Here is a 24,319-nt window from a genome sequence, read left to right on the forward strand (position 1 = left end):
TATTGTTGGATGTGTTTTGAATCATATAGAATTGTTTGCAGGCTGCGGTGGCTTAACATTAGGGCTAGAAAGTGTCGGCTTTGAAACTGTACTTGCTAATGAACTTTCGCCTATGGCAGCAGAAACTTTTGCTTATAATTTTTTTAAAGAGAATTTAGCGCAATTAGCTGAAGATGGATTAATGCCGAAAAGTACTTTGTGGTTAAATAGTAACTATAAAGATTTAAAACCTAGATTAAGAGAAAATCCTTTTAGCTTCCCGGAGTTTAATAATAAGAATGGATTCTCTGACCTCCCATATGATCTAAAAAGCATACAGAATAAGCTGATTGTCGGCAGCATTGTAGAGCTAAATAAACTGTTAACTACAAACTCAAAGTTATGCGATGAACTTCATAATTCATTCGGTAAAGGTGAATTAGATCTCGTTTCTGGCGGGCCACCATGCCAAAGTTTTAGTATGGCGGGCATGCGTAAAAAAGATTGTGATAAAAATACATTACCGTGGGAGTTCGCGACCTTCGTATCTTTAGTTCGGCCTAAAATTGCAATGCTCGAAAATGTAACGGGAATTTTACGTGCTTTTAAAGACGAAGAAGGAGAAAAATTCCATGCGTGGCATGAAGTTGCAAAAGTGTTTGCAACTAAAGATTATATTCCTCTTTGTTTACACGTTAATGCTAAATATGCCGGAATAGCTCAAAACAGGCCTCGCTTTATCATGATTGCAATACGTGAGGACTATTTTGAAAAGCTTAAACATTTAAATGAAGCTGAAACAGAATTATTTGAGCAATCAATTACCTTTTTCAAAAAAGCTAAAAAGAGTATTAACACTGTAAAGTTTGGTGATCTCCCCTATTTTGATATAACAAAAGCAGAGCACCATAAGTTATTTAAAAATAGTTTTCTAAATTCCCTAATAGCAGATAAAACAGCATCAGTGAAAGATGCGCTTGATGATTTAAAATTGAGTCACCCCTCGAAACAGTCATCTTATATTAAACAGTTAAATACTCAATTTTCAGATGTTTTAGGTAATGTTACCGAGCTTAAAAACCACGAACAAAGAGTAAACAGTGACATTGTAAAAAGACGATTTAGAATTTATCAAATATTACAAGATGTAGATGATAAGCAGGTCACAAAAGACGTATTTAATGTACTCAAGAGAGGTATAGCTACCCTTAGTAATGAAAGCGCAACTTTATTACTTGATAAAGAATTTTTAAATCAGCAAAACCGATTAGTTAAATTTAATAGCAAGTTTGACCTAGTTAAATACCTATTAGAGCACCCAACCAAAAAGCAGACTCAAAAAGCTTTAATTGCAGATGCACCTGCACCTGCCGCACTTTCAATACCTGATGATGCTTGTCATTACGATAAGAATGAACTTCGCGTTCTGACCGTACGGGAAATGGCACGAATTCAATCATTTCCAGATCAATTCGAATTTCGTTCGAAAATAACAACTGGCGGACAAATGCGAAAATTTGAAGTTCCACAATATACCCAAGTAGGTAATGCTGTACCGCCGTTATTAAGTGCAAAATTAGGAGTATGTCTAATTAATTTAATTAAACGTATTTATCCATAATAGAGCTATGCAGTACCCTGAGATACCTGCCATTGAGTATTTCGATTTGTAACTCTTTGGCTTTGGATAAGTTCACAGTGAATATTATTATTATTATCATACCCAATTGCTATTACATCACCTTCTTGAGCCGCCTCCATTACAGGCGAGCTTTGAAAATATAACCTATATTCTGCAGAACGATTTGGTTTACCTTCTCTAGCGTCATACCATGTTAGGTCTACTGAGTATGAATCACTACTACCTCGAATTGAAAAAGTAGCTTTTGTAGTTAATCTGGTATGACCAAACATTTCTTTTAAAGGAGCAACTCCTTGAAATTCATGCTGATTTGAGCGTGCTTCATCCGCTTCCACGGCAGTTAATGTCTTTATACAAGATTTACTAAATTTAATTGGCTGTATTGCCATTTTTAGTCCCTTAAAATTACAAGTTAGTCGAATTAACTAACTTTCAGTTTTTTATAATATATTTTTTTAAACAAGACTCTAGCCTATATTCATAATCAACAATCTAACAACACACTCCAACTCCCCGTGATCACACCTGAAACTTAGTTAATGATGAGTAATTTACAGCATGGATGCTGTACAAAGCGTAGCTTGGCCATGGATGGCCTATCTACGCTGGTTACGTTCACATCATTAACGTAAGTTGAGGATAAAGTGTGATCCTCGGGTGCGCCGTGGGATTCCAAAGGGCGGTCGGCGGCAGCCGCCCTTTGGTTGCCATCGCCAACGCGATTGAACCTCGAATAGAGGTTTTTAGTCCCTTAAATCCACACCAAAACAGCAATTTATAAGCGTGATATAAAATCACACCTACACATTCAAAAGCTTCGCTTTTAACGCCAGCAAGCTACGCGTCTACAATACACAGCGCGATGTAAAATCGCGCCTACTCTTATTCCACAACTACTTGTTTAAACCGTGCAAACGTTCGCATGCTTTCATCTGCAATCATTACTTCGTAATCTGGGTTCTGAGCGATTAGCTCATATTGCCCATTGGGTAATTTATTAATTTTTCGCAGTAAATACTGCCCGTCGCCGCCTATATCATCTCGCTCTATTGCGACTATTTGACCACGTAGCGATCCGGCTTTGTCGGGCGTTATCAGCTCAAGTAGCAGTAAATCATCATCGTGTATTGGATTTTTACCGCCGTTCATTGAGTTACCTGATGCTCGCGCTAAAAAATGAACTTCAGGATCGAGCTTGCCAGCTCCATATGGTGCATCTAAATATTCAACATCGCTGCTATCGCCTGTTTTAAAATGCCCACATGCAATTTTAATATTTGGGAAGTAACGCAATTTCAATGTATTAATGATAGTTTTTAAATTAGCCTTCGGCTCAGCCGCCAAGTTTGTTTGCTCTGATTTATTTACAACTTTTGAAAATTTAAGAATCTCAGCTTTCGGTTTTGCTTCTTCAAAACTGTTTTTGCCAAGCCATAATTTAGCACTGCTTAATTCGGCTACTTGATATGCCCAATTACTTACTGCAAGTGACTTATCTGAATCACAATAAAAGTAAGGTTGGAGTTTATTTGTTATTTCAGCTTTATGAGTATCGAGGTTTTGCTCTAGCCAACGGTCGCGGTGAGCAAATGCTGCAAGGTGATCTCGTTTATTGTTGTTGCAATCAGCATGTGCAGCAACAAAGTTATGTGCTAAGTCGTTTGGATAGCGCTTAAAAGGGATAAAGTGATCGACCTCTGGCGTTTTTTTAGTTTCTTTTTCGTTTTTTAGATTCATTGGCTTTTGGCAGTAAAAGCAAAGCCCTTTTTGAATATCTATAAGTAGCGGGGTAACAACTTTTAAAGCAGCTCTATTGGTACCAAACAAAAATTCTTGTAGCTGGCTTTGCGATCCCAATAACGTTTGATTCGCTTTTATTGTTTGTACTTTTTCTACCCATTCAGTAACACTAAGATGCACAACCAAATCGTAAAAACGCCTAAAGCACTGAGCTATACCTGCATTTAAAACAATTCGCTTTGGCTCTCTGCTTTTACCTAAAAGTGTATGAGGGTATAAAAAGCATTCTTCTTTTCCCGAAAGTAGCTGCAAGCGCCAAAGGGGTCCATCAATAAATGTACGCCTTAATGAGCTTATTACTTTGCTGTATTGGTTATAATTTTTGAACGCGTTATAACTTTTAATACCTGTATTTTGCAGCTTAAATATCTCTGTGATGAACTTTGCTTGCCCTGAGCTATTTTGCTTAAGTAACATATCTTCGGTATTGGTAACTATATTTGTTGTGCCCGATGCATATGGCACTGAATGATTCCAATACAGTTGAATAAATTTATCAACCAGAGTGTCGATTTCAATTTCCAATGGACCAACGGGATTACTATTTTGGTGCTCTACACACACATCAGCAATTGCATGTAACAATGCATATTTATAAGTAGCACTAAAATCGCCTTCAACTAATAAACGCTGAATATACGCAATAAAGTCGAGCTGTTGCTGCATTGCTCCAATCATAAAACGTGAACTACTTTAATAAGCGCATTTAACCATACTTCACTTTCACGCTCTGGGCGTTGATCGACAGTTTGCCATTGCTTAATCGCTTTTAACTGCGTATGGCTAAGCAAATGAGTTAAAGCATTTTCGTTTAAATCGGTAAATTCACGACTATTATGCACACGCTCTGTATTGCCATATTTAAACGATACATACAAAACACCATTTGGTTTAAGTGCATTTTGTAGGTTTAAAAATACTTGCGGTAACTCAGCTTTTGGAACGTGTAATAAACTAGCGCAGCACCAAATACCATCGTATTGGTTTACACAATTTAGATCTTGGAATGTTTTAACCGCTACAGGTTGTTGTAAGTAACTACTTGCCAACTCTGCCAGCTCTGGGCTTGCATCAAACGCACTAACTGTAAAACCCTGCGTTTTAAAAAATGCGGCGTCGCGAGCACTGCCACAACCGGCATCTAAAATATGCCCTTTTTGTGCAACGTGCGGTAAAAACTCAGCGTAAATCGCCGACATATCAACGTTAAGTGTTGAGTCGCTAAAGGCTTTGGCATTTTGATTGTAATAAGTAAGTGTGGTGTTTGACACGAGACTCACCGCTCCTTGGCTAATATTTAACAACTAAGGCGCTGTTAATGCTGCATTCATTATTTGTTTAATCTACAGGAACAAGCACAAAAAATATAGGCTTAATAAATAGATACTTTTAAATTAGTACGCTGCTGTTATTAAGCTCTAATGAGTGACACACGCGGTATAAAATTAAAAACACCAACAAAAAAATTACCAATAACCTTTAAATCATCACTTTTATTTGCAAACAAGCCAAATACCGCTAAAATAGTCATTAACACCTTAATGACCGATTAGGTAATCATTAATGAGATCGGAACAAGCTTTAAAAATGGCGCAGAGATTAGGGGATTTAATACGCCAGCACCGCACTTTGCATTACACGCAAAGCACCTTTGCAAAAATGATTGGTGTGTCGCGTTCTACGGTGCAAAAACTTGAGCAAGGCGAGACAGTTAAAAGCGATATTTTATTTGAAGCTTTAGTTGTGTTGCAATTACAAGGATCGCTCCTTGATGAAATTAATGAATTAGCCGCCGATGTAGGTGGCTACAATACACGGCAACGTAAAACCAATAAAGCGCAGGTTATTAACGATGACTTCTGAATGTTATGTGTTTATTGATGGGCTTGAAAGCAAGCCCGTTATTTGTGGCTTTTATAAATTAGATACAAAAATAGGCCGTGGTGAGTTTAACTACGGAAAAAGCTATTTAGCACGTGCAGATGCGTTTGCGCTCGACCCTATTCACTTACCGCTAAAGCCTGGCATATTTAATTACTCTGCAAACAAGGGAGTATTTGGTGTATTAAGTGATGCCGGTGCTGATTCGTGGGGGCGTAAACTCATTTTGTCATTACACACTACTAAACCACAAAACGAGTTGGAGTTTTTGCTGGCGGGTTCGGGTTTTGGTGTAGGCGCATTGGTATTTAGTTTGTCGCGTAGCGCATCAAAACATAAAACGAATAAAAATACTTTGGCTGACTTAGCATTACTTGATCAAGCAAAAAATGATTTATTAGAAAACAAAGCAATTTCGAATGAAGCTAAAAAGGCGTTTGAATTTGGTCAAAGTATGGGTGGCGCTAGGCCTAAAACATCAGTACAAATTGAAAACAAACTTTATTTAGCTAAGTTTAATCGCCCTGACGATCTATTTAATTTAGTAAGAGCAGAGCACGCGACCATGTGTATGGCAAAAGAGCTAGGTATTCGTGCTGCTAATACCTGCGTTCATGCAACCAAAAATGGTGATGTTTTGCTAGTTGAACGATTTGATGTAGGCGAAGGTTTACCGACTCATCACTTTTTAAGTGCCAATAGCTTGCTACAAAAATCTAAAGTGGCGTTAAGTGATTTGGCTACGTATTACTCGTATGGGGAGCTTGCTGAGTTTATTCGCCACAATACAGGGGTATTTGCGGATGATTCGATTGAGCTTTACAAGCGTATGGTATTTAACGCGTTTATAGGTAATACAGATGACCATACCCGTAACCATGCTTTTTTATATTGCTTTACTGAGCAAGCATGGCGTATGAGCCCTGCTTATGACATAACGCCAATTAATAATTCAAAACAACACGGTATTGGCTTAGGCGATGATGGACGATATGCCAGCATTGACAATTTATTGTCTCAAACACAGCGTTTTGGTTTGAATACCTCACAAGCAAATAAAATAATAAATGAGGTTAAATTATATACGCAACAATGGCCTACGCACTTTAAACGCTTTGCGAACATAACCGACATTGACATTGCACGCTTAACAAGTGTGATCCCTACTATTCAATAAAAACTTAAAAAACAGTCATTGAGGTATGTTAAGCGCACTATAAAACCCGGCGCTAGTTGCGTTAAAAACTACTGATATATAACTGCATAAGTACAGGATCAATTACCGAAAACAACTACCGAGAGCAACTAAATAACAGAAGTTTTACTTTGTTATTTACACAATTTTCTTACCTCAAAATAGATCACTTAAATAAGCGAATTGTTATTACTTTTTTCTCAACCAAAAAAGGCTGGCAGGCACCGAAATCCACGCCTGCTTACCTAACGAATCAAGATAAACACCTACTTCATCTTTACTGCCTGGGCTGTAATATGGCGGTTGTTGTTCTTTTAGTTTTTCTTGTCCGGTGAGTATTTTAGTAAAGTGCTTATTTTGCTGCTGAAGCATTTTTTTATATTCGTTAGCTGGTTTTGAATCACCATGCTTTACAAACGCACTCAGCGCACGGCTTGCTGTTGCGTGTAGTTCTTGGCTATCAAAATCGGCTAATAGAGCATCTAACTTTTCCCATTCTTTATTAATGATTAGGCAGTTCATTAATAAAAAGCGGTTTGCTTGGTTGTCGTTTGGATTTAGCGTTAATAGCGCTTCGAGTTCTGACTGCGCTTTTTGAGTATAGCCATGCAGCGCGTGTATTGTTGCTCTATGCGCACGTAGCATCATGTAGGGTCGGGTTTCGTGCAAGCCCCAAAAGTGCCCTGTGTTGTTTTTTATAAATTGCTTGGTTATAAGCGCGTTTTCCATTATGTCTAAAAACATTTGTATTGGCTCAAGTGCTTTTAGTTCTGTATCGGCGAGTACTAGCTCAAGTAATTCATCAAGCTCATCTAATTCACTGGGTTCTTCGTCTAAAAAGGTGTTGTTAAACTCAGCCTCCTCGTCAGCGCTTAGAGTTAGGTCGTTACTAAAACGAAGTTCAAAAATAGAATCGGCCATAAAGTAAACATAATTACGTTTATATTCTTGAGCGTTGTATTGAGCAAATTCACCAAACTCTTTTGCAGCGGCTTTTTCATTAGAAAATGCTTTTAATACTTTGTTTAGGTTATTAAAAGCTTGTTTTTGCGCTGTATCAAGCATGCGTTTATTTATATGTTTGAGTGCCTGTAATACCCCTTTACAGTAGTTTGGTAGGGGCATATTCGGCTTTAGTGAATCGCGGTAGTCTTGCTTAGATAAGCTACATTTGGCTGGCATTTTTAATTCGTTTTGAATTACTTTATCCATGCTTTGGTTATACAGAGCCATTAAGCTTTGTGTATATTTAAGTTCAGACTTATTTTGAAGATTTATCTCTCCAAATAAGTCTGGTTGCCACTCGCTCAGGGCGAGCATCTGCGGTAATACACCTAACCCCATTAAGTAACCTTGAATAAAGTAATAATCTGGTTTTTTAGTGCTCAATTCACTGAGTTTTATAACCTCACTGCGCATTTTAGCTGGTGACATAACTTGCCCTGCAATATTTATTTTTTTGTTAGTGTAATGATTGATAACTTTACCGACAATACCACTATTAAATTTTTTATAAATAAGTGCCATGTTTAAATTAATTGAGCCGTTGCTAGTGCTTAGTTACTTATTGCTAAATTAAATTGTTTAATAAGCTATAAACATCTTTATACAATCGGCACTGCTAAATATTCAGGCTAGTTTATACTGTATTAATATTACATCAAAATAGCTAAATTTGAGGCGCAATGAAGCAACTGAAAAACCTATTTTTTTACATTCTGTTTATTGCGCCTTTAATTGCTTTTGCATGCGAAAGAACATTTAGCGTTGCATCGCACGATGCTTTTTGGCCGCCTTATGTAATGGGTATGAGTTATGTATTTAAAGGCACTGAAGTAGATGCGCTTAATATTATTTTTAAAGACTCGCCTTTTTGTTTCAAAGTTGAACTATTACCTAACTCAAAACGTGCTTTTACTGAAATTAAACACGGTCGGTTTGATTTAGGCTGGGCTGGCAGCTATACCGATGAGCGCGCTAAGTATGTTTACTATACTGATAACTATCGTACTGAGGTGATGCGTTTATACGAAAATAAAAATAACCCACACAGTGTTAAAAGCTTAGAAGATATTTTTAAACAGGGTTTTACCGTTGGCGCTAATTTTGGAAGTTATTACGGTGAAGAGTTTGAGCAATATAAAACCACGTATAAAAAATTAATTGAATACACAAGTGCAACTAGTAAGCGCTTTGAAATGCTTAATAAACAACGTATTGATTTTGCAATTGAAGACGAGCTAGTAGGTGCATATTTTAGTGAACGAGGATCTTATTTAAAATTAGTCAGCAATATTGAGCCTGTAAATAAAGACGATGTTTATTTAATGTTTAGCAAAAAAACGGTGTCGGTTGAAGAAATTGCGATAATAAATACACATATAAAAAAGAATAAAGCAGCCCTCAGAACGTTATTTGAATAAACAGTAAAGGAATGTAATGAAAACTTTATTATTAACGTTAATACCGCTGTTATTTATACAATTTAATGCATTGGCATGTTCTAAAACGTTAGTGATGGGTACTAACGAAACCAACTGGCCGCCTTACCTTATTAAAAAGGGAGATGAGTTTTTAGGTACTGAGGTAGAGCTGGTAAAGGCTGTTTTTAAAAATTCGACTTTTTGTGTTAAATGGGTTTATTTTCCGAGTTTATCGCGCGTTCAAGAAGAGCTTAAGCACGGACGAGTAGATATGACCTTTGCAGCTAGTTATACAGAACAGCGCGCACAATATGCCCATTTTAGTTTGCCTTATCGCGAAGAAATAATGCTGCTTTATAAACACAAAGACTCAGTTAATGTAACCAGTTTGTCTGATCTTTTTAATAAACACTTTACGGCGGGCATTAATAGAGGAAGCTTTTTTGGTGATGAGTTTGAGCAACTAAAAACTATGTTTGCCAAACAAGTAGTGCTTACAGCTCAAGCAAATAACCGGTTTAGTATGTTAGATAAAAAACGTATTGATTATGTAATTGAAGACTCGATAGTTGCTCAGTACTTTACTAAAAAATACGATACTACTTTAAAAGTAAACTCTATTGCACCTATTAACGTTAACAACGTTCATTTTATGCTGAGTAAGGAGTCGTTAACCCTAGATGATGTAGCGACTATTAATAAATTAATTATAAAAAACTTAGCGACTATAGAGTTAATTTATCAGGCTTATTAATTCATGAATTTTAGTAGGTAAGTAATATTCAACATACCTTTTATACAGCTCACCACAAATACTTATTTTTATACTTAAAACCGTATCTAAATTTGTTCTTAAATCTGCTCTTAAATCATTAGTTAGCGCCGTTAATAGTGCAATTACATTCGCGTTAGTTGATATTAATCAGCGCGGCTTAATATCCACAATGGTGGTTATTTACGCTTGGTTATAAATTAGCTTCCTTTTATCTTTCATTCGTTGTGGCTGATCTGTATAATTCGCCAGCTAATTTACCCTATTGTCTGGTTCTTGTTTGTGGCGTGTTGCTGCAGCGTACTCCTGTCAGTACTAATCTAGGATTACCTTTTTTGATCTCCACCGCAAATATTACTATGCAGTTTGGCGCAGAGCCGTTGTTTGAAAACATTTCAGCTAAATTTGGTAACGGTAACCGTTACGGTTTAATTGGCGCGAACGGCTGCGGCAAGTCGACTTTCATGAAAATTTTAAGCGGTGCACTTGTACCAAGTGCGGGTAATGTATCTATTACTCCAGGGTTAAAAGTAGGTAACCTAAGCCAAGACCAGTTTGCGTTTGAAGAATTCAGCGTAGTTGATGCTGTAATTATGGGCGACGTAGAGCTTTGGAAAGTAAAGCAAGAACGCGAACGTATTTACTCTTTGCCAGAAATGAGCGAAGACGATGGTATGAAAGTAGCTGAGCTTGAAAGCGTATTTGCAGAAATGGACGGTTACACGGCAGAAAGCCGCGCTGAAGAAATTTTGCTTGAAGCGGGTATCGATAAAGAATTCCATTACGGATTAATGGCTAACGTAGCACCAGGTTGGAAATTACGTGTGCTTTTAGCACAGGCATTATTTGCAAACCCTGATATTTTGCTACTAGATGAGCCTACCAATAACTTGGATATTCATACCATTACGTGGTTAGCTAACGAGCTAAATAAACGTAGATGCACGATGATTATTATTTCGCATGACCGTCACTTTTTAAACTCGGTATGTACACACATGGCCGATATAGATTACGGCGAATTGCGTATTTACCCTGGTAACTACGAGAAGTTTTTAGACGCGGCTGGCTTACAACGTGAACAGCTTTTAGCTGAGAACGCTAAAAAGAGCGCTGAAATTGACGAACTACAAGACTTTGTTAACCGTTTTGGTGCTAACGCGTCAAAAGCTAAACAAGCAAGTTCGCGCGCTAAAAAAATGGATAAAATTAAGCTTGATGAAGTTAAATCTTCGAGCCGTATGAGCCCATCACTTTCGTTTGACGAAGGTAAAAAAATGTATCGCCAAGCGCTTGAAGTTAACAAGATTGGTCATGGTTTTGATGGCGAAATGTTATTTACTGGTGGCGATTTGTTACTTGAAGCTGGTGCTAAGCTTGCTGTTATTGGCGAAAACGGCGTTGGTAAAACAACCTTTTTACGCTGTTTGGTAGATGAGCTTAAAAGTAATGAAGGCGAAATTAAATGGTCTGAAAATGCGACCTTTGGTTATTGCCCGCAAGACAGCACTAAAGATTTTGATAACGATTTAACGTTATTTGATTGGATGTCGCAATGGCGCACAGTTAACCATAACGATTTAATGGTACGTGGCATGTTAGGACGTTTGTTGTTTACAGCAGACGATTCAAACAAAAAAGCACGTAACTGTTCTGGTGGTGAAAAAAACCGTTTGTTATTTGGTAAGTTAATGATGCAAGACGTTAACGTGCTTGTTATGGACGAACCAACTAACCACATGGATATGGAAGCCATTGAAGCGCTTAATAACGCGCTTAAAGATTTTGAAGGTACGCTAATTTTTGTAAGCCATGACCGTGAGTTTGTATCGTCATTGGCTACGCGTATTATTGATATTAAAGATAAAAAAGTAGTCGATTTCCAAGGTACGTTTGACGAATACCTTGCAAGTTGTGAAGAGAAAAAAGCGTAAGCATTTTTTAATTACTTATAAAAACGGCGCTAAATTTAGCGCCGTTTTTTTATGCGTGATTAAAATAGGCACTTTGGTCTAAAGATCTGTGATGCACTGCTTGCTGGCATTTAAAAGCAACGCTTTTACAAAATTGTTAAGCCACATATACATCAAACTATATATACAAAACTCTATACCTAAACACTGAGAAGCTACGCTTCTAACGTGAGCAAGCTCGACGTCTTGTATCTCTCATTGATAAATGATTAGCTATCATTTATCACATCGAAGTCAGTGAGCTTGCCTCGACGTCTAGTATTTAATACTGCTCGGTAGATAAAGCCCTGACTTTCTATTCTCAGAAACTGAATGGTATCCAAGCACACTTTTATTTAAGTAGATGCTGTATGTACAAGGGGAGTAAGTAGAGATGATGTTTATCGGCATTGATATTAGCAAAGAGAAGATTGATTTATCATGGTTGAGAGACCAGCTTACAAATAAAATTAAAACAAAAGTCTTTAAAAACAAGCGCCAAGACTTTTTAGCAATAGAAAAATGGCTTTTAAATACAACAAAAAGCGCTGCTAGTGAGCTCGTTATCACACTCGAACCAACGGGTGTTTATCATGAGGCGCTGATGTATTTTTTACACGAGCAAGGCTTTAATATTATTTTAGCGAATCCTGGTAAAGCTAAAAAGTATGCAGACGCTTTAAACATAATTCATAAAACAGACAAATCTGATGCAACGATGCTCGCTCATTATGGCTGTGCTAAGCACGCAGTCGTTAATTATTGGCAACCTGATGCATTAGAAATTAGAGAGCTTAAAGCCCTTATTCGTCGTTTAGATGCGCTTGAGAGTAACCGACAACGAGAAGCTAACCGATTAGAAGCAAGTGAATTCAGCAACGTTTCCGCGCGTGTTTGCCAATCGATAAAAGTGACAATCGCGTTTTTAGATAATGAAATTAAACAGCTTAAATCTGACATTGATAACCACATAGATAATGAACCTGATTTAAAAAGAAACAGGAAACTACTTGAGTCTATCCCTGGCATTGGGCCCGTATTATCGAGAGAGCTGACGTATTTATTTGCGGCTAAAAAATTTAATAAAGCCAAAGAAGCGGCGGCTTATTGTGGATTAATCCCACGGCATAATGAATCGGGTAAATTAAAAGGGCGAACATCAATCAGTAAACTTGGGCCAGCCAGAATTCGATGTAAACTTTATATGGCAGCCATTGTTGCTGGGCAATGGAATAAAACAATAAAACGACATAAGTTAACGTTAATAAATAATGGTAAAACACCGATGCAAGCTGTGTGTGCAAATATGCGAAAGCTAATTCATATATGTTTTGGTGTAATAAAAAACCAAGAAGCGTTTAAGCTCCAAGAAAGTTAAATACGACCTTGAAGCTTAAAATGAGAGATGGTATCTACAAATCATATTCTTAAAATTGGATATAAAGATCTGTGACATGCAGTTACATGAGCGCGATGTAAAATCGCACCTACGGATATACTTTTGCATTATTTAATTACTTATTGATAAAGACTGATCGAATTTGAAAATGCCGGCGTAATGGTATGTGAAGGGTTTGAAAGTGGCTTTGGTTTTACCAAATCGCACATTGGAATACCCCCCTTCACCATGAAATTGTAGTTATTAAAGGTGCATTAAATAAGCCCAATGCACCTTTACTTTTTACACATTGTTTAATGTATCCCGTTATTTTTAACTAATTGAATTAAGTTAAGTAATTGTTCAGCTAAATTTAGTTAGTATGTAGTTTCTCTCCTGTGAATCCCTGCAACTTTTGTTGTTTTAAGCAGTTTTAGCCAGTTCATTTTGAACTGGTTTTTTTTTGCTTATTTTTTATGTTAAAGCATTAACGTATTAAATGTAGCCAACTTTGCTATATCACTTTGCCTCTGCGATAAATACCACGCTCAAGTTAATTTAGCTTACACATATAAACGCCCCCCAGCTCTAGTGACTTTTGGTCGTGCATGTTAAAGTTGCTATTGCAATTAATTAAATTAGGCGTACGAATGCGTTATTACATATCACTACTTTTTATTTGTTTTACATTTTTTTCGGGCATTACCAGTGCAGCAGAGCAAAGAGCAGACGCTCTTACTGAACAAGACAAACAACAAGCCCTAGACCAATTAAAAGAGCCTATGTATAAACCGCTTCTTGAGCGTTATGTTTTAGATGAACTTAAAGCCGTACGCCAAGATCAGCAAAAACTTCGTGAAGATGTAACTAAACAAGTTACCCACGCGCAACTAGATACTGCCGATCGTGCGATTACGTACACTACCGACACTATTAATAATGTATTTTTTATTATTACCGCAACTGCATCTATTTTGGTATTAGTTGGTTGGAACTCGCTGCGCGATGTTAAAAATAAAGTAGAAGACATTGTAAATACACGAGTAAGTGTAATTACTGATGAATATGAAGACCGATTAAAAATTCTTGAAGAAAAACTACGTGTACGTTCTGAAGAAATACTCAGCAACCAAGAACGTATTTCGGTTACTAACGAGGTTCATTCATTGTGGATGCGTGCAAATTTAGAAAGTGATTTTGCAAATAAAATTGAAATTTTTGACGAAATTTTGAAACGCAAGCCAGAAGACGTAGAAGCAATTGCGTATAAAGCCGATGCATTACTTGAAATAAACGAGACAGCCCAAGCTATTGAGCTTTGCAACCAAGCTATTGATATAGACAGTGACTATGGTTATGCGTACTGGCAACGAGCTTGTGCTTATGCACTTACACATAAACATGCCGATGCACTAGCCGATATAAAAATGGCATTAGACTACTCACCTAACTTACGTAATGAGCTATTGCACGAAAGTGCGTTTGCAAGCTTACACGACAACGATAGCTTTAATACTATTGTTGAAGGCGAGCAGGTTTAACACGCTATTAAATTATTGCTTTGTTAGCTTGCTAAATTGAGCTATACAAAAAAATAGTATAAACATAAAAGGGCTTAGGCCCTTTTTTTGTAGGTGCGATTTTATATCGCGCTGGGTAAATATAGATGTTGATGGTTAGCAGAAAGGTATAAGTGATGAAAATACTTTAAGCGTTAACGCTTAAAGTATAAATCAATTGATTTAGCGATTAATTCGTCTAGTTGTTCTTCAAAATGATCTATATGTATTTCAAAGTGATTTAAATAAGCCTTTGCTTGAACTTGCGATAAGTTACGGCTATTTACGCTATATTGACGTTCATTTTTTTGTTTATCGTAACGCGGTAAAAATACAAACTGACTGTAGTAAGGTGACTTAATATGCTTATTAGCAAAGCGACAAAAATCTTCAATATGGTTTACGCCATCAGGACCCAAACAGCCCGGTTCGACTCGGTACATTAAATGAATTTTTTTCTCGTCGCTTACTTGCATATTAACCCTTATCTAAAAAATAATACGCGTATTATTTTACCATTTTTAACTTGATAGCTCGAAATGAGTTCTGAGCGCTTATCTATCACCTTTTCATCGGTTGAACAGGTTTCTGATAGCTCGTGATCTATTACTATATCACCATGCACTATGCGCTTAATTGGTGATGAGTGAATACACTTTAGTTTTTTAAACATAAGCCCGTAACGTGCTATTAGTTTTTCCTTTCCTTTAAATAATAGCTCATCTGGGAAAATATAAAACTCTACGTCCTCATCATATACTCGAATAAATTCTTCTATGTTACGTGCGTTGTATGCTTTAACTAATTGTTCTACCACTGCGAGTGATTCGCGTGATTGTTTAGCTTTAGTTTGTTGCTTAACGGTGAGTGCTTCTTTTGCTTGTGTAACTGCTTTTTCAGCTTCGGCTACCGCAACTGCTTTTTCTATTTTATTTTTAGGTTTTTCTACTGGCTTTGGTGTTTCGTTACCTAATACTTTTGAATCGTCTGCTTTAGTGGTGTCGATTACAGGCTTTTTAAGCTCAGGTGCTGTGTATTCAATTGTATTTAGTTTATCGTCTACTTTTTTATCAGCATCTGTTTTATCAATATTAGTGCTTTTAGTTATGGGTTCTGAAGTCGATTCTACTTTTTGAGGTTTCTCAACCTCTGCGCTAACGCTTTGCGTGTTGCTGTTTTGCGTATTTTTATCTTCGTTAGTCACATTTTCTTTTTGGACAACAGCTTGCTCTGTACTTTTTTGTTCAGGCTCGTTTGGCTCAGGTTGCTGATCTGCGGCATAAGTAATTAATGCTACGGTGGTGATTAATGCAGCTAAAATAATTGGTAACGGTTTCATAACTTTCCTAATATAAACACTAAACGCGTAATGTGGTGCAACATAGCAAATTTTAGAGTTTGCGGGTAGTGATTATGTACGCACAAAACCCTTACCAGTACTGTTCGACTGTTATATGGCCAGGCTCTCTGCGTCGGTTTCGTTTAAAGTTTTTACCTATAAGAAGCTCAGTTGTATCTTTTACCATTTGTGGGTTGCCGCAAATCATAAATTGAGCATTATTAGGTGTTGGCTCTAGTTTTACGTGCGTAAATAAAGTGTTGTTGGCAATAGCGTTAGTTATTCGCCCATTAAGCCCTTGTAATGGCTCCTCACGGCTTACAACAGGAATATAGTTAAACTTATCGGGATATACTTTTAAAAGCTCGTTAATAAGCGCTTGGTAACTTAAATCATTATTAAAGCGTACACCATGCACTAAGTTTATATGCTGATACTTTTCCCACACTTCGGGTTGCTGCAGCATTGATAAAAATGGACCAATTGCTGTGCCTGTACTGAGCATCCAAAGCTGCTCGCTTTGTGGTATTTCGTCAAGAGTAAAAAAGCCGGTGGCTCGGCGTTCAATTAATACGGTATCTCCAGGTTGCAATTTAGCTAAGCAAGGCGATAAAAGTCCATCAGCTACGTTAATAAGATAAAACTCTAGGTCAGGATTTTCGGGCGCGTTTACGTATGAATAAGCACGCGCTATGCGTTTGTCGCCATCCATTATTGAAAGCTTTGTAAACTGCCCTGCTTTAAATGGCTCTACATCGGCATGAACCGTTAAGCTAAAAAGTGTTTCACTCCACCATGTTACATTTTTTACTTTTGCATCAACCCAGTTAGACATATTTGACTCCAGAGTTCAGCTATTCAAATCCAATAAAGTTGCTTACTTTAGAGGTGCATTTTATAAGTTAAACATTAGCATTAAGTGATAGAGACTTATAGGAGAAAATTAAGTAAAGAGCGCGATGTAAAATCGTACCTACGGGTTCGGTGTTTGTGTTTTAGTAGGTGAGGTTTTATACCTCGCTTTTAATGCGCTGAAGCGTGAAGCCACGTTACATGAGCGCGATATAAAATCGCACCTACGGGTTTGGTGTTTGTGTTTTGGTAGGTGAGGTTTTACACCTCGCTTTTAATGCATTGAAGCATTGAAGCCATGTTACATGAGCGCGATGTAAAATCGCACCTACGGGTTCGGTGTTTACGTTTTAGTAGGTGAGGTTTTATACCTCGCTTTTAAAGCATTAAAGCCACGTTACATGAGCGCGATGTAAAATCGCACCTACGGGTTCGGTGTTTGTGTTTTGGTAGGTGAGGTTTTATACCTCGCTTTTAATGCATTGGAGCATTGAAGCCACGTTACATGAGCGCGATGTAAAATCGCACCTACAGGTTCGGTGTTTATGTTTTGGTAGGTGAGGTTTTATACCTCGCTTTTAATGCATTGGTGCATTGAAGCCACGTTACATGAGCGCGATGTAAAATCGCACCTACGGGTTCGGTGTTTATGTTTTAGTAGGTGAGGTTTTATACCTCGCTTTTACTTTAAGACGTTAAAGCGTTAAAGCGTGAAGCCACGTTACATGAGCGCGATGTAAAATCGCACCTACTGGTTTGGTGTTTGTGTTTTAGTAGGTGAGGTTTTATACCTCGCTATTAATGCGTTGAAGTATTGAAGCCATGTTACATGAGCGCGATGTAAAATCGCACCTACGGGGTCGGTGTTTGCATTTTTGTAGGTGAGGTTTTATACCTCGTTTTTAATGCATTGAGGCGTTAAGCGTTGAAGCCACGTTACATGAGCGCGATGTAAAATCACACCTACGGGTTTGGTGTTTGTGTTTTGGTAGGTGAGGTTTTATATCTGGAATGTAATTTGGAATATAGTTTGTAATAAATGATTTTCTTCAGGCATAAAAAAAGCCGCAATAAATGCGGCTTTGGAGGTTTAGTCTCACTTCACTTTGGGCGTGTCTCCAAAACTTAGTGAATACGTTACCAAGGAACTGTTTGCTAATTCAATTGCTAAGATTAGATAGACTCTAATGCAATTTTAACCATTTCGTTAAACGTGCTTTGACGTTCGTCAGCTGGTGTTGCTTCGCCAGTGATCACATGATCACTTACTGTGAATAATGCCATTGCTTTTGCGCCGTACTCAGCTGCAACGCCGTATAAACCAGCTGTTTCCATATCTACTGCTAACATACCTAACTTGTCTAAATCTTTATAGAACGAGTCGTCTGCTTGGTAGAATGTGTCGGTAGTAAATACGTTACCAACTTTAGCTTTAATACCAAGCTCTTTAGCTGCGTTTACGCCGTTTAAAAGTAGGTCAAAGTCTGCAATTGCTGCAAAATCACAACCACGCACACGTGCACGGTTTACGTTTGAATCGGTGCTTGCACCTTGTGCAAAAATCACGTCACGAATTTTAATGTCGGTACCAATACCGCCACACGTACCAATACGTATAATATTTTTAACGCCAAAGCTTACAATTAGCTCACGTGCATAAATAGACATTGATGGAATGCCCATGCCTGAACCCATAATGCTTACTGGTTTACCTTTATAAGTACCAGTAAAACCGTACATGTTACGAACGCCTGTAACTTGTACTGCATCATCTAAAAAGTTTTCAGCAATATATTGCGCACGTAGCGGATCGCCTGGCATTAATACTGTTTCGGCGAAATCACCAACGTTTGCACTGATATGCGGAGTACTCATTAATTGTTTTCCTTTTTAGTTGGCGTTGTTAGCTTATTTAAAAAGCTATCGCCGTAATCAAGCGCAGATAAGTTAAACCACTGAGCCAGTGTTTGACCTATATCTGCAAAGCTGTTGCGTTCACCTAATGGTGTGTTACTCATACCTGGTTGGTATGCAATAACGGGTACGTATTCACGGGTGTGCTCAGAACCTGGAAAGGTTGGGTCACAGCCGTGATCTGCAGTGATCAACAATACATCATCTGCGTTTAACTGGCTTAGTATAGTTGGTAAATAGTCATCAAATTCTTTTAATGCTTTTGCGTATCCTACTGGATTACGTCGATGGCCAAATTTTTCATCAAAATCAACTAAATTAGTAAAAATTAAGCTGTGATCTGGCGCGCTTTTCATTACTTCGCTGGTTTTTTCTAGCAAGTTCATAAGCCCTGGTGCTTTGTGCTTTTGGGTTATGCCCTGATGCGCGTAAATATCTGAAATTTTACCAATACTAATTACTTCGCCGCCGTCTTTTGCTAGTACATCTAGCAATGTTGGTGCTGGCGGAAGTACTGAATAATCACGACGATTACCCGTACGGGCAAAGTCTTGACTATTTGAACCCAAAAATGGCCGCGCAATCACTCGTCCTATATTCATTTCATCAAGTAGCGCCCGTGCGATTTCGCAGACTTGATAAAGCTTTTCTAGACCGAATGACTCTTCATGCGCGGCTATTTGAAACACGCTATCAGCTGAGGTGTAACAGATTGGTTTACCTGTTTTTACGTGTTCTTCACCTAGCTGTTCTAAAATGGTTGTTCCTGATGCATGGCAATTGCCTAAAATGCCAGGAATACCTGTACGAGCAATAAACTCGTCTATAAATTCTTGTGGGAAACTTGGCTGTGTTTTTGGGAAATATCCCCACTCAAACAATACAGGCACGCCTGCCATTTCCCAGTGACCTGATGGTGTGTCTTTTCCGCTAGAAATTTCTTTAGCGTAACCCCATGCACCTTCTGGTGCTTGGCGGTCAGATACTAAACAGGTTTCTCCACCGGCAGCTTCACATGCATCCACTAATCCTAGTTTAGATAAATTAGGAAGCGACAGTGCACTGCCTGTTTCGTCGTAATATGCTTTTAATAAGTGAGCGAATGTATTAGCCCCAAGATCGCCGAATTTATCTGCATCTGGTGCTGCACCGATTCCTAGGCTATCTGCCATTAAAATAATTGCTCTTGCCATTTTGACCTCACTTTGTTTCTAGGTGGTTACTTTATCCGCTCTTGGAATTTTCCGTACAGGACAAAAGTCCTGTTTCATAAAACCTAAACATTATAAATTTGCACTCTTGAGCGAAGCAAAAGAGATTAATCGTGTCTTTTTTGCTATTGTGATCTACCAACAATATATCTTTCTGTGTGGATGAGAACTTTAGTGACACGAACTACTATTATAGCCATTGCGGGCGCATCGGCGTCGGGCAAATCTCTTTTTAGCCAAACAATTTACAATGAACTGGTTAATGAGCTTGAACCAGGCGCTATCGCCATTATTGAAGAAGATGCTTATTACAAGGATCAGTCGCATTTGCCGATGGCTCATCGTACGCAAACAAATTACGACCATCCAGATGCATTTGAACACGCGTTAATGCTTGAGCATTTAACGCAACTTCGTTGTGGTAACTCAGTTGAAGTACCAACTTATGATTATGCACAGCACACACGTAGCGCAACTACACGTCGAGTGCCTGCTGCTAAAATACTCATTGTTGAAGGTATTTTACTATTGAGTGATAAAGCGCTTAATAAAGAATTTGATATTAAGGTGTTTATAGACACACCTTTAGATATTTGTTTAATGCGTCGTATGCAACGTGATATGGAACAACGAGGCAGAACATTACAATCTGTTGTTGAGCAGTATCAAGCAACTGTTAGACCGATGTTTTATCAATTCATTGAGCCTTCTAAGCATAACGCTGATTTAGTTGTGACTCGAGGCGGCATGAACCGCGTTGCGATTGATATAATAAAAAGTAAAATTAAATATTTACTACAAGAATAACAACGGGAAACATTTGTATGACAACATTTATGAGCTTAGTAGGCATGTGTGTGCTACTAAGCATTGCCTTTGCTGCGTCAACTAATCGCAAGGCAATTAATTTAAGAACCGTTGGTATAGCGTTTGCTCTGCAAGTTATCATTGGCGGTTTTGTACTGTTTTTTGAAGCAGGCAAAGATGTATTAACAAGTGTATCGAAAGGCGTTTCATCCGTAATTGGTTATGCTAATGATGGTATTGGGTTTTTATTTGGTCCACTCGCCTCACAAGACACATTAGGTTTTATTTTTGCAATTCAAGTTTTGCCCGTTATCGTGTTTTTCTCAGCGCTTGTTGCTGTGTTATATCACCTTGGCATTATGGATTGGATAATTAGGATTTTAGGCGGTGGTTTACAAAAATTATTGAAGACCTCTCGCACAGAATCGCTTTCAGCAACGGCAAATATTTTTGTTGGCCAAACTGAAGCACCGTTAATAGTTAAGCCATTTATAGCAACGATGACAAAATCGGAATTGTTTGCAGTAATGGTAGGTGGCTTAGCCACTGTAGCAGGCTCTGTAATGGCCGGTTACGTAATTATTGGCGTAGATCTTAAGTATTTAATAGCAGCGAGCTTTATGGCTGCACCAGGTGGTTTCTTAATGGCAAAAATGATTGTGCCAGAAACTGAAACGCCTAGAGATAACTTAGCTGATTTAGATTTAGATGACGAAGATAAGCCTGTAAATGTAATTGATGCAGCTGCATCAGGTGCTGCAAACGGTATGCATTTAGCACTTAATGTAGGTGCAATGTTACTTGCTTTTGTAGCGCTAATTGCACTATTAAACGGTTTATTAGGCGGTATTGGCGGGTGGTTTGATTACCCAACATTAACGCTTCAAGAAATATTAGGTTATGTATTTGCTCCAGTTGCATGGTTACTAGGTGTGCCATGGGATGAAGCGATTATAGCCGGCAGCTTTATTGGTCAAAAGATAGTAGTAAATGAGTTTGTTGCTTACTTAGACTTTATAAATTATCGCGATACGTTAAGCGCGCACACACAGGCAATCGTTACTTTTGCTTTATGTGGGTTTGCTAACTTATCATCGATAGCCATTTTACTAGGTGGGTTAGGCGGTATGGCGCCTAGTCGGCGAAAGGATATCGCACGCTTAGGGCTCAGAGCAGTGTTAGCAGGATCTATGGCTAACCTTATGAGCGCAGCAATTGCTGGGTTTTTCCTCTCGCTAGCTTAGAAACTTATTGAGACGAACACCGGTGTTGCAAAACAATAGGATAGCGCTTTAAGGGGTTAAAGCACTATCTGATTTGAACGATACTTCACCAAGGGCCGCAAGGCCCTTTTATCGTTTTAGGGCTTTATATTTTAATGCCAGTTAGCTTAATTAAGTGTGCTTTTTTAAGGTAAGTAAATCGTATATGTAATAAGATAAAAACTTCGTTATTTGGTTATTCTCAGCAATCCTCTCTGCACCGCTCTACCCTCTGCTCTGTATCAATATTTTATAAATCAACGTATAGAACTCATTTTATTACTCTCTCTGTTTTGTGTTTTTAATATTTTAAGCCACACTTATTACTTGTTATATTAACTAAAAATGGCTCTCTATTTTGAAATATCTTTTTTATCTTATGTGTTTAGTGAGCGCTGTATTTAGTCAGGCAAAAGAGACTTTTCTTGTTGTTACTGAATTATCTCCACCTAACCAAACCTTGGTTAATGGTAAAGTAAACGGCATAGTTACAGAGTCTGTTAGAGGTTTATTTGACGCAGCAAAGTTAACACCTGACATTCGTATGTATCCTTGGGCACGTGCCTATAAGGTTGCTAGTGAGATAAAAAACACCTTTATATATAGCCTAGCACGCACTAAGGAAAGAGAAGACGAGTTTTATTGGATAGCACCTGTAGGTAAGTTTTATATGGGCTTTATTACTCTTTCTGAGCGTTTAGATATTAGTGTTGAGACACTAGAACAAGCTAAGCGCTATAAAATCGCCATGCAACGAAATGACTTTTCTACGCAAACCCTTTTAAAGTATGGTTTTGAAGTGGTGCTAACAAGTGACATTCAAAAATCATATGATTTACTACTCGCTAAAAAAGTAGATTTAATTGTAGACGATCCCCTTTATATGCAGCAAATGAGCGACTACTTAGGACTAAAAAAAGGGCATTTAAACTTTATTTATAAAATAGATGAGTTAACTGTAGACGCCTACCTGGCGGCAAATAAACAAACAGATCCTCATTTAATTAAAGCATTACAAGCTGCATTTATGTCAGTAAAACAAGCAAAAGAGTTGCCTTACAAAAAATAGGTTAGTAAATATAGCGGTGCTTATACACTGCAAAACTATCTTTCATTTTTAACTTTTTATACTCTTTGTTAAAGCGTTTTATAATATGATCAGGAACTGACTTATTAAATGCGATGTAATTTCCTGTTACTTCAGGAATAGGTAGCTCTTGAAGCCTCACTACATCACTTACTTTATAACCAAAGGGTTCGAGTTGATACTTAATAGTAAATTCAGAACCTAAAATAAGATCTATTTTCTTTTTTAAAAACAAATTCATATATTGGTTTTCTTCTCCAAATGTTAGTAAATTTTCACCCACTTTAAAACCTATTTTATCTACTAACGATTCATATATATCACCTCTAACTATTCCTAAAGAGTACTGCTTTGCATCTTTTAAATTACTCATTGTGAGTTGTTGATTAGTTTTTAGCTTATAGAAAAAAGTTTGGCTAGATGCAAGTGGTCCAACCCAATTAAATAAAGGCTCACGAATATTGGTTTTAGCTATTGAGATTATTGCAGAATGGGGATTTTTTTGAGCAGAGCTATAAGCCCGCTTCCAAGGAAACAATTGGAACTCGCATATTATTTGAGCTGATACACACACGCTTTTTATAATATCAAGATTAATACCAACGAGCTGACCACTGTCATTTTTAAAGTTATAAGGTGCAAAGTGTTCTGTGTAGATAATAAGTTTAAAACTCTCAGCCTTTAAGGTATGAGCCGTAAACAAAACAACGAGGAAAAGAATACATTTGAGAATGGGAGTTTTACCGAGTTAATTTATATCCTTAAATAATAGACTCCGGTAGCTAACAGTCAAATTTTAGACACAAAAAAAGCGCCTTAAGCGCTTTTTTTCATTTTACTTAAAAAGTAAAATTATACAGCTGTGATGTTATCAGCTTGTGGACCTTTTTGACCTTGTGAAAGAGTAAACTCTACACGTTGGCCTTCAGCTAAAGTTTTGAAACCTTCGCTTTTGATTGCTGAGAAATGTGCGAAAACGTCTGGACCATTTTCTTGCTCGATGAAACCAAAACCTTTAGACTCATTAAACCACTTAACTGTACCTGATACGATGTTAGACATTGTAATATCCTGATATAAAATAAAAAATATGCTCATATGAGCGGGTGTAGCAAAAAATGAGATGGTACTTTAAAAACTTCAGGACGGTACTACAAGTATTACTTATACAACATCGAAATGGAGATTTATAGCTTACATGCTTTCTTTCTAGCTGCGGCTTACTATATAGAATTAAAAATGTATGTCAAGTACTTATAGAGTAAT

At 37.6% G+C, this 24,319-nt stretch carries 22 protein-coding genes; 11 read left to right on the forward strand and 11 right to left on the reverse strand.

Going from position 1 to position 24,319, the window contains the following annotated elements; all coding sequences use genetic code 11:
• The first annotated feature begins 16 nt into the window (after nucleotides 1-16).
• Complete coding sequence (locus tag I6F65_RS06770; protein WP_197112126.1) at nucleotides 17-1,600, forward strand: DNA cytosine methyltransferase; 1,584 nt, start codon at nucleotides 17-19, stop codon at nucleotides 1,598-1,600.
• A gap of 5 nt (nucleotides 1,601-1,605) precedes the next feature.
• Here I6F65_RS06770 and I6F65_RS06775 read toward each other — a convergent pair whose 3' ends face one another.
• The 3 genes from I6F65_RS06775 to I6F65_RS06785 form a co-directional block, all read right to left on the reverse strand.
• Complete coding sequence (locus tag I6F65_RS06775) at nucleotides 1,606-2,010, reverse strand: type II restriction endonuclease (protein ID WP_101217469.1); 405 nt, start codon at nucleotides 2,008-2,010, stop codon at nucleotides 1,606-1,608.
• A 493-nt stretch (nucleotides 2,011-2,503) separates the two neighbouring features.
• Nucleotides 2,504-4,099, reverse strand: coding sequence for a S24 family peptidase (locus I6F65_RS06780; RefSeq protein ID WP_197112132.1), 1,596 nt, complete (start codon nucleotides 4,097-4,099; stop codon nucleotides 2,504-2,506).
• Nucleotides 4,096-4,692: a bifunctional 2-polyprenyl-6-hydroxyphenol methylase/3-demethylubiquinol 3-O-methyltransferase UbiG gene (locus I6F65_RS06785; protein WP_197112134.1), complete on the reverse strand. Its 597-nt coding sequence runs from the start codon at nucleotides 4,690-4,692 to the stop codon at nucleotides 4,096-4,098. The genes I6F65_RS06780 and I6F65_RS06785 overlap by 4 nt, the downstream gene beginning before the upstream one ends.
• 292 nt (nucleotides 4,693-4,984) lie before the next feature.
• Between I6F65_RS06785 and I6F65_RS06790 the strand changes: the two genes are divergently transcribed.
• Together I6F65_RS06790 and I6F65_RS06795 are read left to right on the forward strand one after the other, a co-directional pair.
• Nucleotides 4,985-5,284 carry a helix-turn-helix transcriptional regulator gene (locus I6F65_RS06790; RefSeq protein WP_121954146.1) on the forward strand — a complete coding sequence of 100 codons (300 nt, stop codon included), beginning with the start codon at nucleotides 4,985-4,987 and terminating at the stop codon, nucleotides 5,282-5,284.
• Nucleotides 5,274-6,479, forward strand: coding sequence for a type II toxin-antitoxin system HipA family toxin (locus I6F65_RS06795; RefSeq protein ID WP_197112136.1), 1,206 nt, complete (start codon nucleotides 5,274-5,276; stop codon nucleotides 6,477-6,479). The genes I6F65_RS06790 and I6F65_RS06795 overlap by 11 nt, the downstream gene beginning before the upstream one ends.
• A 207-nt stretch (nucleotides 6,480-6,686) precedes the next feature.
• On the opposite strand, the gene I6F65_RS06800 is transcribed toward I6F65_RS06795, so the two are convergent.
• Nucleotides 6,687-7,931, reverse strand: a complete 1,245-nt coding sequence (locus I6F65_RS06800; RefSeq protein ID WP_197112139.1) for a UPF0149 family protein — start codon at nucleotides 7,929-7,931, stop codon at nucleotides 6,687-6,689.
• A 251-nt stretch (nucleotides 7,932-8,182) separates the two neighbouring features.
• On the opposite strand from I6F65_RS06800, the gene I6F65_RS06805 reads away from it, so the two are divergent.
• The 5 genes from I6F65_RS06805 to I6F65_RS06825 all read left to right on the forward strand — a co-directional run bounded on the left by I6F65_RS06805 (nucleotide 8,183) and on the right by I6F65_RS06825 (nucleotide 14,563).
• Nucleotides 8,183-8,920: an ABC transporter substrate-binding protein gene (locus I6F65_RS06805; RefSeq protein WP_197112140.1), complete on the forward strand. Its 738-nt coding sequence runs from the start codon at nucleotides 8,183-8,185 to the stop codon at nucleotides 8,918-8,920.
• Nucleotides 8,921-8,936: 16 nt separating this feature from the next.
• On the forward strand, nucleotides 8,937-9,674 hold the full coding sequence (locus tag I6F65_RS06810; protein WP_197112141.1) for an ABC transporter substrate-binding protein: 738 nt from the start codon (nucleotides 8,937-8,939) through the stop codon (nucleotides 9,672-9,674).
• Between the two features lie 353 nt (nucleotides 9,675-10,027).
• A complete protein-coding gene (locus I6F65_RS06815; protein ID WP_197112142.1) occupies nucleotides 10,028-11,626 on the forward strand; it encodes an ABC-F family ATPase in 1,599 nt (532 codons plus the stop codon).
• A 412-nt stretch (nucleotides 11,627-12,038) separates the two neighbouring features.
• A complete protein-coding gene (locus I6F65_RS06820; protein WP_197112143.1) occupies nucleotides 12,039-13,022 on the forward strand; it encodes an IS110 family transposase in 984 nt (327 codons plus the stop codon).
• Nucleotides 13,023-13,672: 650 nt separating this feature from the next.
• Nucleotides 13,673-14,563 (forward strand): tetratricopeptide repeat protein, encoded by an 891-nt coding sequence (locus I6F65_RS06825; RefSeq protein ID WP_024613082.1) that lies wholly within the window; start codon nucleotides 13,673-13,675, stop codon nucleotides 14,561-14,563.
• A 173-nt stretch (nucleotides 14,564-14,736) separates the two neighbouring features.
• Here the strand turns inward: I6F65_RS06825 and I6F65_RS06830 are convergent, their stop codons facing one another.
• The 5 genes from I6F65_RS06830 to I6F65_RS06850 form a co-directional block, all read right to left on the reverse strand.
• Nucleotides 14,737-15,057: a hypothetical protein gene (locus I6F65_RS06830; RefSeq protein ID WP_197112144.1), complete on the reverse strand. Its 321-nt coding sequence runs from the start codon at nucleotides 15,055-15,057 to the stop codon at nucleotides 14,737-14,739.
• A gap of 8 nt (nucleotides 15,058-15,065) precedes the next feature.
• Nucleotides 15,066-15,920: a nuclear transport factor 2 family protein gene (locus I6F65_RS06835; RefSeq protein WP_231613124.1), complete on the reverse strand. Its 855-nt coding sequence runs from the start codon at nucleotides 15,918-15,920 to the stop codon at nucleotides 15,066-15,068.
• Between the two features lie 91 nt (nucleotides 15,921-16,011).
• Nucleotides 16,012-16,755, reverse strand: coding sequence for a ferredoxin--NADP reductase (locus tag I6F65_RS06840; protein ID WP_166115283.1), 744 nt, complete (start codon nucleotides 16,753-16,755; stop codon nucleotides 16,012-16,014).
• A 1,190-nt stretch (nucleotides 16,756-17,945) separates the two neighbouring features.
• Nucleotides 17,946-18,647: a purine-nucleoside phosphorylase gene (deoD, locus tag I6F65_RS06845; RefSeq protein WP_008166941.1), complete on the reverse strand. Its 702-nt coding sequence runs from the start codon at nucleotides 18,645-18,647 to the stop codon at nucleotides 17,946-17,948.
• The gene (locus I6F65_RS06850) at nucleotides 18,647-19,879 is read right to left on the reverse strand and encodes a phosphopentomutase (RefSeq protein ID WP_166112728.1); all 1,233 of its coding nucleotides are present in this window, start codon (nucleotides 19,877-19,879) and stop codon (nucleotides 18,647-18,649) included. Before I6F65_RS06850 ends, deoD begins: the two co-directional genes overlap by 1 nt.
• Nucleotides 19,880-20,071: 192 nt before the next feature.
• On the opposite strand from I6F65_RS06850, the gene udk reads away from it, so the two are divergent.
• The 3 genes from udk to I6F65_RS06865 all read left to right on the forward strand — a co-directional run bounded on the left by udk (nucleotide 20,072) and on the right by I6F65_RS06865 (nucleotide 23,035).
• On the forward strand, nucleotides 20,072-20,704 hold the full coding sequence (gene udk / locus I6F65_RS06855) for a uridine kinase (protein ID WP_007583533.1): 633 nt from the start codon (nucleotides 20,072-20,074) through the stop codon (nucleotides 20,702-20,704).
• A gap of 17 nt (nucleotides 20,705-20,721) precedes the next feature.
• Nucleotides 20,722-21,948, forward strand: coding sequence for a NupC/NupG family nucleoside CNT transporter (locus I6F65_RS06860; RefSeq protein ID WP_024613088.1), 1,227 nt, complete (start codon nucleotides 20,722-20,724; stop codon nucleotides 21,946-21,948).
• Between the two features lie 397 nt (nucleotides 21,949-22,345).
• Nucleotides 22,346-23,035, forward strand: coding sequence for an ABC transporter substrate-binding protein (locus I6F65_RS06865; RefSeq protein WP_197112154.1), 690 nt, complete (start codon nucleotides 22,346-22,348; stop codon nucleotides 23,033-23,035).
• Between the two features lies 1 nt (nucleotide 23,036).
• On the opposite strand, the gene I6F65_RS06870 is transcribed toward I6F65_RS06865, so the two are convergent.
• Both I6F65_RS06870 and I6F65_RS06875 read right to left on the reverse strand, forming a co-directional pair.
• Nucleotides 23,037-23,756: an ABC transporter substrate-binding protein gene (locus tag I6F65_RS06870; RefSeq protein WP_197112145.1), complete on the reverse strand. Its 720-nt coding sequence runs from the start codon at nucleotides 23,754-23,756 to the stop codon at nucleotides 23,037-23,039.
• Nucleotides 23,757-23,905: 149 nt separating this feature from the next.
• Nucleotides 23,906-24,115, reverse strand: coding sequence for a cold-shock protein (locus I6F65_RS06875; protein WP_002959120.1), 210 nt, complete (start codon nucleotides 24,113-24,115; stop codon nucleotides 23,906-23,908).
• Nucleotides 24,116-24,319: the final 204 nt, after the last annotated feature.

The organism is Pseudoalteromonas sp. SWXJZ94C, assembly GCF_015864385.1.
In the GTDB taxonomy this organism is placed as follows: domain Bacteria; phylum Pseudomonadota; class Gammaproteobacteria; order Enterobacterales; family Alteromonadaceae; genus Pseudoalteromonas.